The sequence below is a fragment of the Micromonospora sp. DT31 genome (genome assembly GCF_049841795.1).
Lineage (GTDB): Bacteria > Actinomycetota > Actinomycetes > Mycobacteriales > Micromonosporaceae > Micromonospora.
In genome coordinates this window covers 224,659-239,395 of the sequence record NZ_JBNCKZ010000002.1, presented here as the reverse complement: position 1 = coordinate 239,395, position 14,737 = coordinate 224,659, and the positions used below count along the sequence as shown (strand labels likewise).

The 14,737-nt window shown below is 73.0% G+C and carries 9 protein-coding genes; all 9 read left to right on the top strand.

Features of this window, described 5'->3' with window-relative positions; translation table 11 throughout:
* The first annotated feature begins 70 nt into the window (after nucleotides 1-70).
* Entirely contained in the window at nucleotides 71-1,738 is a 1,668-nt protein-coding gene (gene argS, locus ACLQ2X_RS05025; protein WP_425679747.1) for an arginine--tRNA ligase, read from the top strand.
* A gap of 2 nt (nucleotides 1,739-1,740) precedes the next feature.
* On the top strand, nucleotides 1,741-3,126 hold the full coding sequence (gene lysA / locus ACLQ2X_RS05020; RefSeq protein WP_425679746.1) for a diaminopimelate decarboxylase: 1,386 nt from the start codon (nucleotides 1,741-1,743) through the stop codon (nucleotides 3,124-3,126).
* Nucleotides 3,123-4,427: a homoserine dehydrogenase gene (locus tag ACLQ2X_RS05015; protein WP_425679745.1), complete on the top strand. Its 1,305-nt coding sequence runs from the start codon at nucleotides 3,123-3,125 to the stop codon at nucleotides 4,425-4,427. Before lysA ends, ACLQ2X_RS05015 begins: the two co-directional genes overlap by 4 nt.
* Nucleotides 4,428-4,537: 110 nt before the next feature.
* Nucleotides 4,538-5,587, top strand: a complete 1,050-nt coding sequence (gene thrC, locus ACLQ2X_RS05010) for a threonine synthase (protein WP_425679744.1) — start codon at nucleotides 4,538-4,540, stop codon at nucleotides 5,585-5,587.
* 135 nt (nucleotides 5,588-5,722) lie between these two features.
* On the top strand, nucleotides 5,723-8,956 hold the full coding sequence (locus tag ACLQ2X_RS05005; protein ID WP_425679743.1) for an efflux RND transporter permease subunit: 3,234 nt from the start codon (nucleotides 5,723-5,725) through the stop codon (nucleotides 8,954-8,956).
* A gap of 131 nt (nucleotides 8,957-9,087) precedes the next feature.
* A complete protein-coding gene (locus ACLQ2X_RS05000) occupies nucleotides 9,088-9,909 on the top strand; it encodes a polysaccharide deacetylase family protein (protein WP_425679742.1) in 822 nt (273 codons plus the stop codon).
* Between the two features lie 9 nt (nucleotides 9,910-9,918).
* Entirely contained in the window at nucleotides 9,919-11,163 is a 1,245-nt protein-coding gene (locus ACLQ2X_RS04995) for an MFS transporter (RefSeq protein ID WP_425679741.1), read from the top strand.
* Nucleotides 11,164-11,234: 71 nt separating this feature from the next.
* Nucleotides 11,235-12,137 (top strand): homoserine kinase, encoded by a 903-nt coding sequence (thrB, locus tag ACLQ2X_RS04990; RefSeq protein ID WP_425679740.1) that lies wholly within the window; start codon nucleotides 11,235-11,237, stop codon nucleotides 12,135-12,137.
* Between the two features lie 338 nt (nucleotides 12,138-12,475).
* Complete coding sequence (gene rho, locus ACLQ2X_RS04985; protein ID WP_425679739.1) at nucleotides 12,476-14,662, top strand: transcription termination factor Rho; 2,187 nt, start codon at nucleotides 12,476-12,478, stop codon at nucleotides 14,660-14,662.
* Nucleotides 14,663-14,737 lie beyond the last annotated feature (75 nt).

Sequence of the window (14,737 nt, the reverse complement as noted above, 5' to 3'; positions counted from 1 at the left end):
GTGCGGGGCACCGGTTCACATGCTGGGTCACCGCCGCGGTGGCCGAGTCTACCCCCGATAACATGGATCAGTGACTCCCGCAGAACTCGCCGAGGTCGTCCTCGCCGCAGCCCACGCCGTCTTCGACGCCCGGGGTCTGGACCGTGCCGCGCTGCCCGCGCAGACCACCGTCGAGCGACCCCGCAATCCCGATCACGGCGACTACGCCTCCACGCTGGCGCTCCAGCTCAGCAAGAAGGTCGGCGTCCCCCCGCGGGAACTGGCCACCGGGCTGGCCGACGAGCTGGCCAAGGCGCCGGGGGTCAAGTCGGTGGAGATCGCCGGGCCGGGCTTCCTCAACATCCGGCTCGACGCGGCCGCCGCCGGTCAGCTCGCCAAGGTCATCGTCGAGGCCGGCCCGGCGTACGGGCGCAGCGACACCCTCGCCGGCCAGCGGATCAACCTGGAGTTCGTCTCGGCGAACCCGACCGGCCCGGTGCACATCGGTGGGGTCCGGTGGGCGGCCGTCGGTGACGCGCTCAGCCGCCTGCTCCGCGCCACCGGCGCCGACGTGGGCACGGAGTACTACTTCAACGACGCCGGCTCCCAGATCGACAGGTTCGCCCGCTCGCTGCTGGCCGCCGCCCGGGGCGAGCCGGCGCCGGAGGACGGCTACGGAGGCGCGTACATCGCCGAGATCGCCGCCGACGTGATCCGCCTCCGGCCGGACGTGCTCGACCTGCCCGAGGGCGCCGCGCAGGACGTGTTCCGGGCCGAGGGCGTCCAGCTGATGTTCGCCGAGATCAAGTCCTCGTTGCGCGACTTCGGCGTGGAGTTCGACACCTACTTCAACGAGAAGGACCTGCACGACCGGGGCGCGCTGGAGGCGGCGCTGACCCGGCTGCGGGAGCAGGGGCACGTGTTCGAGTCCGAGGGCGCCACCTGGCTGCGCACCACCGACTTCGGTGACGACAAGGACCGGGTGCTGCGCAAGTCCAACGGCGAGTGGACCTACTTCGCCGCCGACTGCGCCTACTACCTGGACAAGCGGGAACGCGGCTTCGAACAGGTCGTGATCATGTTGGGCGCCGACCACCACGGCTACATCGGCCGGATGAAGGCGATGGCCGCCTGCTTCGGCGACGACCCGGCCCGCAGCCTGGAGATCCTCATCGGCCAGATGGTCAACCTGGTCCGCGACGGCGCGCCGGTGCGGATGAGCAAGCGCGCCGGCACAGTGGTCACCCTGGAGGACCTGGTAGACGCGATCGGCGTGGACGCCGCCCGCTACGCGCTGGCCCGCTACTCGGCCGACTCGCCCATCGACATCGACGTCGAGCTGTGGACCCGGGCCAAGAACGACAACCCGATCTACTACGTGCAGTACGTCGCGGCCCGCACCGCCGGTGTGGCCCGCAACGCGGCCGAGATCGGCCTGACCCGCGGCGACGGCGCGTCCTTCCACCCGGAGCTGCTCGGTCACGAGAAGGAGAACGAGCTGCTCAAGGCGCTTGCCGAGTTCCCCGCCGTGGTGGCCACCGCCGCCGAGCTGCGCGAGCCGCACCGCATCGCCCGCTACCTGGAGGAGAGCGTCGCCCCGGCCTACCACCGGTTCTACGACAACTGCCGGATCGCCCCGCAGGGCGACGAGGAGACCACCGACACCCACCGGGCCCGGCTCTGGCTCAACGACGCCACCCGGGTGGTCATCGCCAACGGCCTGCACCTGCTCGGGGTGTCCGCGCCGGAGCGGATGTAGTCATGCGCGCACACGAGGCAGGCGCACTGCACGGTGAGATCGGTCAGCGGGAGCCGGCCTGGCTGCGTCCCCCCGCCGACGTCAACGCCCTGGTGCCGCGGCTGTGGCCGCGGCACGTGACGCGCGGTCCGGCCGGGGCGCTGACCGTCGCCGGTCTGGACGTGCGCGACCTGGCCGCCGAGTACGGCACCCCGGCGTACGTGCTCGACGAGGACGACCTGCGGGAGCGCTGCCGCGAGTTCCGGGCGGCGTTCCCGGACGCGGACGTCTACTACGCGGGCAAGGCGTTCCTCTGCCGCGCGGTGGTCCGCGCGATCGCCGAGGAAGGGCTGTTCCTCGACGTGTGCACCGGCGGTGAGTTGGCCACCGCGCTGTCGGCCGGGATGCCGCCGGAGCGGATCGGCTTCCACGGCAACAACAAGTCGGTGACCGAGCTGACCCGGGCGGTCGACGCCGGGGTGGGCCGGCTCATCGTCGACTCGACCGCCGAGATCGACCGGCTCACCGCGCTGGCCCGCGAGCGTGGGGTACGCCCACGGGTGCTGCTGCGGGTCACCGTCGGCGTGGAGGCGCACACCCACGAGTTCATCGCCACCGCCCACGAGGACCAGAAGTTCGGCTTCTCGCTGGCCGGCGGCGCCGCCGCCGCGGCGGCGCTGGCGATCCTCGACGAGGACGTGCTGGAGCTGCGCGGGCTGCACTCGCACATCGGCTCGCAGATCTTCGACGCCAGCGGCTTCGAGGTCTCCGCCCGCCGGGTGCTCGCCCTCCAGGCGCAGATCCGCGACGCCCGGGGCGTGGAGCTGCCCGAGCTGGACCTGGGCGGCGGCTTCGGCATCGCGTACACCACCCAGGACGACCCGTCGTCGCCGCACGAGCTGGCCAAGCGACTCCGCAAGATCGTCGACGGGGAGTGCGCGGCGGAGAACCTGGCCGTGCCGCACCTGTCCGTCGAGCCGGGCCGGGCGATCGTCGGCCCGGCCGTGTTCACGCTCTACGAGGTCGGGACCGTGAAGGGCCTCGACGGGCTCCGGACGTACGTGAGCGTGGACGGGGGGATGAGCGACAACATCCGTACCGCGCTCTACGACGCGTCCTACTCGGCGACGGTGGCCAACCGCACGTCGGCGGCGGAGCCCCTGCTCGCCCGCGTGGTGGGAAAGCATTGTGAGTCCGGGGACATCGTGGTGAAGGATGAATTCCTGCCCGCCGACGTGCAGCCGGGAGATCTTGTCGCGGTGCCCGGCACCGGGGCGTACTGCCGGAGCATGGCCAGCAACTACAACCATGTCCCGCGGCCCCCGGTCGTCGCCGTCCGGGACGGCCAGGCCCGGCTGATCGTCCGCCGGGAAACCGAAGACGACCTGCTCGCATTGGATGTGGGATGACCTCACCGGTTCGCTTGGCGCTGCTCGGTTGCGGCACGGTGGGCAGCGACGTGGTGCGACTGCTGCACGAGCAGTCCGCCGACCTCGCCGCCCGGATCGGCGCCCCGCTGGAGATCGTCGGCATCGGCGTACGCCGCCTCGGCCGTGACCGGGGCGACCTGCCGGTCGACCCGGCGCTGTTCACCACCGACGCGCTCGGGCTGGTCAAGCGCGACGACGTGGACGTGGTGGTCGAGGTCGTCGGCGGCATCGAGCCGGCCCGCGGCTGGCTGGTCGAGGCGCTGCGTGCCGGCAAGAGCGTGGTCACCGCCAACAAGGCGCTACTCGCCGAGGACGGCGCGACCCTGCACGACGCCGCCGCCGAGGGCGGTGCCGACCTCTACTACGAGGCCAGCGTCGCCGGGGCCATCCCCCTGCTGCGCCCGCTGCGCGAGTCGCTGCACGGCGACCGGATCACCCGGGTCACCGGCATCGTCAACGGCACCACTAACTTCATCCTCTCCGCCATGGACGCCACCGGCGCCGGCTTCGCCGAGGCGCTGGAGGAGGCCACCGAGCTGGGGTACGCGGAAGCCGACCCGACGGCCGACGTGGAGGGCTTCGACGCCGCCGCCAAGGCCGCCATCCTCGCCTCCCTGGCGTTCCACACCCGGGTGACCGCCGCCGACGTGCACCGCGAGGGCATCACCGAGGTGACCTCCGCCGACATGGCCAGCGCCAAGGCGATGGGCTGCACCATCAAGCTGCTCTGCATCGCCGCCCGGGGCGTCGACCCGGCCGGGCGGGAGACCGTGAACGTCCGGGTGCACCCGGCGATGATCCCGCTGACCCACCCGCTGGCCGGCGTGGGCGACGCGTACAACGCGGTCTTCGTCGAGGCCGACGCGGCCGGGCAGCTCATGTTCTACGGCCGGGGCGCCGGTGGCGCGCCCACCGCCAGCGCCGTGCTCGGCGACGTGGTGGCGGTGGCCCGCAACCGCCTCGCCGGGGTACGCGCGGCAAGCGAGTCCGCGTACGCGGACCTGCCGGTACGCCCGATGGGCGAGGCGCTCACCCGCTACCACATCAGCCTTGAGGTGGACGACCGTCCGGGTGTGCTGGCCGGGGTGGCCGGCGTCTTCGCCCGGCACGAGGTGTCCATCGCCACGGTCCGGCAGGGGCCGGCCGGCGGGGACGCCGAACTGGTCATCGTCACCCACGTCGCCCCGGACGCGGCGCTCGCGGCCACGGTGGGGGAGCTGCGCGGGCTGGACATCGTCCGCTCGGTGACGAGCGTGCTGCGGGTCGAGGGCGGCGCGTGACCCACATCCCGCCTGATGGTTAGGGCAGGGTGTGGCCTTGGCTGGCCGCGACGGCTGGTCCAGGCTGTTGGTATGCCCCGGCGCGGGGCGACGGAGGCGAGGAGCGCGACATGTGGCGGGGACTGATCGAGGCGTACCGGGATCGGCTGCCGGTCACCGACGCGACTCCCGTCGTCACCCTGCACGAGGGCAACACGCCGCTGCTGCCGGCGCCGGTGCTCTCCGCCCGGGTCGGCGCGGACGTGTGGCTCAAGGTCGAGGGGGCGAACCCGACCGGCTCGTTCAAGGACCGGGGCATGACCGTCGCCGTCTCCAAGGCCGTCGAGGCCGGCGACAAGGCGATCATCTGCGCCTCCACCGGCAACACCAGCGCCTCGGCCGCCGCGTACGCGGCCCGCGCCGGGATCACCTGCGCCGTGCTCGTGCCGCAGGGCAAGATCGCGTTGGGCAAGCTGGCCCAGGCCCTGGTGCACGGCGCGAAGCTGCTCCAGGTGCAGGGCAACTTCGACGACTGCCTCGGCCTGGCCGGCAAGCTCGCCCAGGACTATCCGGTCGCGCTCGTCAACTCCGTCAACATCGACCGGCTGCACGGGCAGAAGACCGCCGCCTTCGAGATCGTCGAGGCGCTCGGCGACGCGCCCGACATCCACTGCCTGCCGGTCGGCAACGCGGGCAACATCACCGCGTACTGGATGGGCTACTCCGAGGACCTACGCGACGGCAACGCGACGAAGGCACCCCGGATGTACGGCTTCCAGGCGGCCGGGGCCGCCCCGATCGTCACCGGCCAGGTGGTGCCGGAGCCGTCCACCATCGCCACCGCCATCCGGATCGGCAACCCGGCGAGCTGGACGAAGGCCATCGACGCGCGGGACGCCTCCGACGGGTTGATCTCGGCGGTCACCGACCGGGAGATCCTGTCGGCGTACCGGCTGCTGGCCCGCGAGGTCGGTGTCTTCGTCGAGCTGGGCAGCGCCGCCAGCGTCGCCGGTCTGCTCCAGCAGGCCGCCGCCGGCCGGGTGCCGGCCGGGTCCCGGGTGGTCTGCACCGTCACCGGGCACGGGCTGAAGGACCCGGAGTGGGCCATCTCGACCGCGCCGGTGCCGGTGACCATCGCCAACGACGCGCTGGCCGCCGCCCGTTCCCTCGATCTGGCCTGACCCACCCGCTTCCTGGCCGTCCCCGGCCCGGGGAGGTGGTGCTGTCGGGGGACACCCCACAAGGGTGGGTGCGGGGCGCGTGCGGCAGACTCAGGGACCCCCGCATCCTTCCCTCTTCAGGAGTGAGTAACGCCGATGTCGCTGCTCGCCAGATTCAGTCTCGCCAACCGGGGCCTGATCGCCCTCATCGCGTTGGTGACCACGGCGTTCGGGGCGTTCGCCGTGCCGTCGCTGAAGCAGCAGCTGCTGCCGTCGCTGGAGTTTCCGGCCGCGTTCATCGTGGCGCCGTTCCCGGGCGCCGCGCCGGAGATCGTCGAGTCGCAGGTGGCCGAGCCGATCGAGAACAGCCTCCGGGGCATCCCCGGCCTGGAGAAGGTCACCTCGACCTCCCGTGAGGGCGCGGCGACGGTCCAGGTGGAGTACGCGTTCGGCACCGACCTGGACGACGTGGTCAACAAGATGGAGACCGCGCTGAGCCGGATCGACTCGCAGCTCCCCGAGGGCGTCGACCCGCAGGTCATCGCCGGCAGCACGGACGACCTGCCGGCCGTGGTGGTGGCCGCCACGGGCGACGGTGACGAGCGGGCGCTGGCGGAGAAGCTGCGTGCCTCGGTCGTACCCGAGCTGGAGGCGTTGGACGGGGTCCGCTCGGTGGACGTCACAGGCGCCCGCGACCAGGTGGTGACGATCACGCCGGACCCGGCGAAGCTGGCCGCCGCCCGGGTGTCGCCGGCCGCGATCGGGCAGGCGCTGAAGACCAACGGGGTGGCCGTGCCGGCCGGCGCGCTCGCCGACGGCGACCGGTCGCTGCCGGTGCAGGTGGGCAACCCGATCCGGACCCTGGACGATTTGCGCGGTGTCGTGCTCACCACCGCCCCCGCCGCCCCGGTACGTCTCGGCGACGTGGCCCGGGTGGAGCAGCAGCTCGCCCCGGCGACCTCGTTCACCCGCACCAACGGCAAGCCGAGCCTCGGCATCGCGATCACCGCCAGCCCGGACGGCAACGCGGTCGACATCTCGCACGACATCCGGGACCGGCTGGACGAGTTGTCGGCCGCGGCCGGCGCCGAGTTGACCGTGGTGTTCGACCAGGCACCGTTCGTCGAGCGGTCCATCGAGAGCCTCACCACCGAGGGCCTGCTGGGCCTGGTCATGGCCGTGGTGGTGATCCTGGTCTTCCTGCTCTCGGTGCGGTCCACCGTGGTCACCGCGGTGTCCATCCCCCTGTCGGTGCTGGTGGCGTTGATCGCGCTCTGGGTCGGCGACTACTCGCTCAACCTGCTCACCCTCGGCGCGTTGACCATCGCGGTGGGCCGGGTGGTGGACGACTCCATCGTGGTGTTGGAGAACATCAAACGGCACCTGGAGTACGGCGAACCGAAGCGGGAGGCCATCCTCACCGCGGTCCGGGAGGTGGCCGGCGCGGTGACCGCGTCCACGCTCACCACGGTCGCCGTGTTCGCACCGATCGCCCTGGTGGGCGGCTTCGTCGGGCAGCTCTTCGCCCCGTTCGCGATCACCGTGACGGTGGCGCTGCTCGCCTCCCTGCTGGTGTCGCTGACCGTGATCCCGGTGCTCGCGTACTGGTTCCTTCGTCCGCGCGGCCGGGTGGCCGACGACGCCGACCGCCGGGCCGCCGAGGAGAAGGAGCTGCGCAATCCGCTCCAGCGGGCGTACCTGCCGGTCATCGGGTTCGCCACCCGGTCCCGCAAGACCCGATGGGCGACCGTGGGGCTGGGGCTGCTGGTGCTCCTGGGGACCTTCGGGTTGGCGCAGAAGCTGGAGACCAACTTCCTGGACGACTCCGGCCAGGACACGCTCGCCATCCGCCAGGAGATGCCGGCCGGCACCTCACTGGCCGGCACCGACCGGGCCGCCGCCCGGGTCGAGGAGGTGCTGCGGCGTACGCCGGGGGTGGAGACCTACCAGGTCAGCGCCGGCGGCGGCGACAACCCGTTCGCCGGGGGCGGCAGCGACGCGGCCACCTGGTCGTTGGCGCTGACCGACGACACGGACGCCACCGAGGTGCGGGAGGCCCTGCGCAAGGAGTTCGACGCGCTCGGCCCGGAGGTGGGCGAGCTGACGTTCGGCGGCGGGCAGAGCACCTCGGCCAACCAGGTCGAGGTGGTGGTGCAGGCCGCGGACCCGCAGGCGCTGGCCCGGGGCGCGGAGGCGGCACGCGGGGCGATGGCCGGTACGCCCGGCATCGAGGACGTCACCACCAGCCTGGCCACCCGGGTGCCCCGGGTGGAGGTGACCGTGGACCGGGTCGCCGCGGCCCGCGCGGGTCTCACCGAGGCGGCCGTCGGGCAGCTCGTCGCGCAGACGTACCGGGGTGCGCCGCTGGGTCAGGTCACGTTGGACGGGACGACGCAGACCGTCGTGTTGAGCAGCGGGGCCCGTCCACCGCTGACCGTGGCGGAGCTGCGCGCGTTGCGGGTGGGCGCGGTGCCGCTGGACGCGGTCGCGGACGTCAACCAGGTCGACGGTCCGCAGCAGGTGACCCGGATCGACGGTGAGCGCAGCGTCTCGGTCACCGGCACGGCGACCGGCTCGAACCTGGGCGCCACCAGTCAGGAGCTGCGGGAGCGGCTGGACGCGTTGGACGTGCCGGGTGCCACGTACGTGATCGGCGGGGTGAGCGCCGACCAGGCGGACGCGTTCGCGGACCTCGGTCTGGCGGTGCTGGCGGCGATCGCCATCGTCTTCCTGATCATGGTGGCGACGTTCCGCAGCCTGACCCAGGCGCTGATCCTGCTGATCTCGGTGCCGTTCGCCGCGACCGGGGCGATCGGCCTGTTGCTGGTGACCGGGACGCCGCTGGGCGTGCCGGCGCTGATCGGCGTGCTCATGCTGGTCGGCATCGTGGTGACGAACGCGATCGTGCTGCTCGACCTGATCAACCAGTACCGGGCACAGGGCATGGGCGTGACCGAGGCCGTGGTCGAGGGTGGCCGGCGGCGGCTGCGACCGATCCTGATGACCGCGATCGCCACCGTGTTCGCGCTGCTGCCGATGGCGTTGGGGTTGACCGGTGAGGGCGGCTTCATCTCCAAGCCGTTGGCGATCGTGGTGATCGGTGGCCTGCTCAGCTCCACGTTGCTGACGCTGGTGCTGGTGCCGACGCTCTACACGATGGTGGAGCACACGAAGGGTTCCTTCCGGGCCCGCCGCCGGGGCGCCGCGGAGCCGGCCGAGCCGGTCGAGGAGCCGGCCCCGGTGCCGGCCGGCGTCGGTGGCGGGCAGCGGCGGGCCGAGGTCGCCCCAACGCCGTCCCGCCCGTCCGGCGCGCTCGTCGACGGCACGGACCAGTTCGAGGTGCTGCGCCTGCCGAAGAGCCGCCGATCTCCGCTGCCCCCCACCGACTGAGGGGTGGGCGGGGCCGGCCGGCGCACGTGCGTCCGGCCGGCCCCCGTCCGCACGGTGCCGATGGACGCCTTCCGGCCCTGCGCAGGCGGTACGCTCCGCGAGAGATTGCTTACGGAGCGTGTGAGGCGGGGATGGCCGACGGCGGATTCCGGTGGAGCCGACGCACCGTGTTGCGCCGGTCCGCGTTGCTGCTCGGTGGCGCCGCGCTCGGGTGCGCCGCGACCGTGGAGAGCACCTGGGTGGCCGACCGTCGGCTTCCGCTCGGCGGCGGCCCGGCCGGCGCCACGCTCGGCAACCGCCGCCAGGACGTGGGCGGAGGCGACGTGCAGGTCGTCTGGGGCGCCCGCACCACCGAGCCGCTGGTGGCCCTGACGTTCGACGACGGCCCGCTGCCGCAGTGGACCCCGTCGGTGCTTGACACGTTGGCCGAGCACCGGGTGCCGGCGACGTTCTTCCTGGTCGGTGCGCGGGCCCGCGAGCACGCCGCGCTGGTGCGGGGCCGGATGACCGGGCACGAGGTCGGCAACCACAGTTGGGCGCACGGGGACCTGGCCCGGATGGACGCCGCGACCGCGTACGACGACCTGCGCCGCAGTCACGACGCGATAAGCGCGGCGGTCGGGATGGTGCCGCGCCTGCTCCGCCCGCCCTGGGGCCACCTGGGCGGGGCGGTGTTGCACGCGTCGGCCCGGCTGGGCTACCGGCTGGTGCTCTGGTCGCTGCAGATGGTCGAGGGCGAGTTCCCGCACGACCCGGTCGGGCACGCCCGGCGGATCGTCGGTGACGTGCGTCCCGGCACGATCCTGCTCGCGCACGACGTGGGCGACGAGCGCAGACGTGTCGCGCTGCGGGGCCTGCCCGACATGATCGGCGGGCTGCGGGCCCGGGGTTACACTTTCGTCACGGTTTCCGACCTGCTGCGCCGCGCTGCCGCCCAGGAGGCGGCCCGGTAGGGTGCCGGCGTGTCGCCCGCTCTGTCGCTCGTTGCCCGTAACCGTGACTTCCGTAACCTGTTCCTCGCCGAGCTGGTGGTGTTCGGCGCCGACTGGTTCGTCATGGTGCCGCTGCTGGTGCTCCTGCCCGACCTGACCGGCAGCGGGATCTGGGGCGCGCTGGTGCTCGCGGTGGACACCGGCACCACCGCGTTGCTGCTGCCGTACGCGGGCACGGTCGCCGACCGGCTCGACCGCCGCCGGGTGATGATGGCGGCCAACGTGGCCGCGCTGGTCGGGGTCCTGCTGCTGCTCGGCGTGCGCAGCGCCGGGACGGCCTGGCTGGCGCTGGCGGCGATCGCGTTGGTGGCGGTGGCGAAGGCGTTCTACTCGCCCGCCGCCCAGGCCGCCCTGCCCAACGTGGTCGACCCGGAGGACCTGGCGGCGGGCAACGCGGTGGCCGGTTCGGCCTGGGGCACGATGACCGTGGTCGGCGCCTCCCTCGGCGGCATCCTGAGCGCCGTCTCCGGCCCGTACGTCAGCTTCTGGGTGGCCGCCGCGGCTCTGGCCGCCGCGGCGGGTCTGGCCGCGCTCATCCGCCGCCCGTTGCAGGCCCCCCGGGATCCGGCGGCCGCGGTGCCGCGCACCTGGGCAGCGATCCGCGAGGCGCTGCGCTACATCGCCCACCGTCCACGCGTGCTGGCGCTGGTCACGGTGAAGTCGGCGGTCGGCCTGGGCAACGGGGTGCTCACCGTCTTCCCGCTGCTCGCCGGGGTGTACGGGGTCGGGGCGGTGGGTGCGGGCCTGCTCTTCGCCGCCCGGGGCGCCGGCGCGTTGGTCGGGCCGCTGCTGACCCGCCGGGTGCTCAGCAACCGGGCCTGGCTGCTCACCGGCCTGGCCCTGTCCATGTCGATGTACGGCCTGGCCTACCTGGGCGCCTCGCTGGTCTCCTGGTTCCCGCTGGTGCTGGTCCTGGTCTTCCTGGCGCACCTGGGCGGGGGCAGCAACTGGGTGTTGTCCAACTACGCGTTGCAGGGCGAGGTGCCGGACCGGCTGCGCGGCCGGGTCTTCGCCACCGACATGATGCTGGCGACGCTCGCCATCGCGGTCAGCCAACTGGTGGTCGCGCTGGTGGTGGACCGGGTGGACGAGCGCACCGTGCTGGCCGGCTGCGGCCTGGTCACGGTGGTCTACGCGATCGGCTGGCGGTTCGCCACCCGGCGGCTCTCGCTCACCGATCCGGTGGACGTCCCGACCCCCGATCGCGCGGGCTGAGGCGTGGGTCGCCGGTCCCACGGTCCGGGCGATCCGGCCGGCCGGCCGCGGCGACGTCCTAGCATGGGCCGGTGTCCACCACCTTCGCCTCCGGCCCGGTCCGGGTCCGGGTGCCCGCGACCAGCGCCAACCTGGGTCCCGGCTTCGACGCGCTCGGGCTGGCTCTCGGCCGCCACGACGAGGTCACGGCCGAAGTGACCGGCGGGGGAGTCCGGGTGGCGGTGACCGGTGAGGGCGCCGGCGAGTTGCCCGCGGACGAGCGGCACCTGGTGGTGACCGCGATGCGGGCCACGTTCGACGAGTTGGGCGGGCAGCCGGCCGGTCTGGCGCTGGAGTGCGTCAACCGCATCCCGCAGGCCCGTGGGCTCGGTTCCTCGTCGGCGGCCATCGTGGCCGGGGTGTTGGCGGCCCGCGCGTTGGTCGTCGACGGCGACCGGCGGCTGGACGACGGGGCCGCGCTGCGCCTGGCGGCGGAGCTGGAAGGGCATCCCGACAACGTCGCGCCGTGCCTGCTCGGCGGCTTCACGATCGCCTGGACCGAGCCGGCCGGCGCGCGGGCGGTGTCGTTGCCGGTGGCGCCGGCCGTCCGGCCGACCGTCTTCGTGCCGGCCGAGCGGGGGTTGACCTCGGTGGCCCGGGCCGCGTTGCCGGCCACCGTGCCGCACGCCGACGCGGCGTCCAACGCGGGCCGGGCGGCGCTGCTGGTGCACGCGTTGACCGCCGATCCGGCGCTGTTGCTGCCGGCCACCGTCGACCGGCTGCACCAGGAGCAGCGGGCGCCGGGGTTGCCGGCCACGGCGGCGCTGGTGGAGGCGCTGCGTGGGGCGGATGTGGCCGCCGTGGTCAGCGGGGCCGGGCCGACCGTGCTGGCCCTCTCCCCGGTGCCGGCGGGATTCGTTCCGGGAACAGACTGGCGCCGCTGGGAGTTGCCGATAGATGTCAGCGGCGCCCGGGTTTCCCGGGGTAGACTTTGACACGCCGAGCGGGACCCTGTTGCCGCAGGTCGGAAGAGTTGATTACGCTCTAGACCGAGCACAGCCGCGAAGCATGCGATCTTCCTGCGGTTCGGCGCACCCCCGAAGCTCTCGGCGGTCAGCCCGTCACCCCTGCCAAAGGCCCACGCCGCACCGCAGTTTCCACAGGTCGCCGCAGGCGGCGAGACCTGCTCACCGATGGTGGTGAGCCGGGAAACCACCGGCTGCTGTGTCACAGACTCCCGCGACGCGTCCATGCGAGGCGGGTGCACCGAGGCCGCCCGGCCACCTGGCTCCACGACTCCGGGCAGCCCCGGCCTATCGAGGGAAGGAATCCATTGAGCGACACCACCGACGTGACGTCGGATGTTTCCAACGTCGCTGGCGATGCCACCACCGCCGCCCCCACGCGCCGTCGGCGTAGCGGCACCGGCCTGTCGGCGATGCTGCTGCCGGAACTGCAGAGCCTGGCCGCTTCGCTCGGCATCTCTGGTACGGCTCGCATGCGCAAGGGTGAGCTGATCAGTGCGATCACCGAGCGGCAGCAGGGCGGCGCTGCCGGGACCCCTCGACCACGTGCCGAGGTCGCGGCCTCTGCCGCCCCCGCCCGCGAGGAGGTGCACGCCGAGGTCCGTGAGGAGCGGACCGGAGCACGCGCCGCCGAGCCGGCACCGGTCGCCGAGGTGACCGAGGGGCGTACCCGTGCGCGGCGCACCCGGGCGTCCGCCGCGACCACCGAGAGCCGACCGGCCGAGGTGCAGCCTGCCGAGGCACGACCGGTCGAGACGCGCGCCGAGGAGGCTCCCGTCGAGACCGGCGAGCGGCCCGAGCGCGGTGCCGACCGGGGCCGCGAGCGTGCCGAGCGTGCCGACCGGGGCGGCGAGCGTGCCGAGCGGGGCGACCGTGCCGAGCACGGCGGCGAGCGTGCCGATCGGGGCGGCGAGCGTGCCGACCGGGGCGGCGAGCGTGCCGAGCGGGGCGACCGTGCCGAGCGCGGCGGCGACCGCAACGAGCGTGCCGATCGGGGTGAGCGTGCCGAGCGGGGCGATCGTGCCGAGCGCAACGACCGCAACGACCGGGGCGAGCGTGCCGATCGAGGCGAGCGTGCCGACCGGGGTGACCGCAACGACCGGGGCGAGCGTGCCGACCGGGGTGACCGCAACGATCGTGGTGACCGCAACGATCGTGGTGACCGCAACGATCGTGGTGACCGTAACGATCGTGGTGACCGTAACGACCGGGGTCAGCGCACCGAGCGGGACAACGACGGCGACGACGACGGCGAGGGCGGCCGGCGGGGCCGGCGCAGCCGGTTCCGGGACCGCCGGCGTGGCCGGGGCGAGCGGGTCGAGGGTAGTGACGGTGGCGGCCGCGAGCCGCAGGTGGGCGAGGACGACGTGCTCGTCCCGGTCGCCGGCATCATCGACGTGCTCGACAACTATGCCTTCGTCCGGACCACCGGCTACCTGGCCGGCGCGAACGACGTGTACGTCTCGATGTCCCAGATCAAGAAGTACGGGCTGCGCCGCGGTGACGCGATCACCGGCGCGGTGCGGGCCGCCCGGGACGGCGAGCAACGGCGCGACAAGTACAACCCGCTGGTCCGGCTGGACACCATCAACGGGATGGAGCCGGACGAGGCGCGGCGCCGGCCGGAGTTCTACAAGCTCACCCCGCTCTACCCGCAGGAGCGGCTGCGGCTGGAGACCGAGCCGCACATCCTCACCACCCGGGTCATCGACCTGGTCATGCCGATCGGCAAGGGCCAGCGGGCGCTGATCGTCTCACCGCCGAAGGCGGGTAAGACGATGGTGTTGCAGGCGATCGCGAACGCGATCACCACCAACAACCCGGAGTGCCACCTGATGGTGGTGCTCGTCGACGAGCGACCCGAAGAGGTCACCGACATGCAGCGGTCGGTGAAGGGCGAGGTCATCGCGGCCACGTTCGACCGTCCGCCGCAGGACCACACCACGGTCGCCGAACTCGCCATCGAGCGGGCCAAGCGACTGGTCGAGCTCGGCCACGACGTGGTCGTGCTGCTCGACTCGGTGACCCGGCTCGGCCGGTCGTACAACCTGGCGGCGCCGGCGAGTGGCCGGATCATGTCCGGTGGTATCGACTCGACCGCGCTCTACCCGCCGAAGCGGTTCCTCGGCGCGGCGCGCAACATCGAGAACGGCGGTTCGCTGACCATTCTCGCCACCGCGCTGGTGGAGACCGGTTCCATGATGGACACGGTCATCTTCGAGGAGTTCAAGGGCACCGGCAACGCCGAGCTGAAGCTGGACCGGAAGATCGCCGACAAGCGGGTCTTTCCGGCGATCGACATCAACCCCTCCGGCACCCGCAAGGAGGAGGTCCTGCTCGCGCCGGAGGAGCTGGCGATCATCCACAAGCTCCGTAAGGTGTTGCACTCGCTGGACTCGCAGGCGGCGCTCGACCTCCTGCTGGACCGGCTCAAGAAGTCCCGCACCAACATCGAGTTCCTGATGCAGATCGCGAAGTCCACTCCGGGCGAGTGAGCTGACGGATCCGACGACGAGGGGCACGGCCGAGCGGCCGTGCCCCTCGTGGCGTGTCGGGGTCCGGCGCGTATC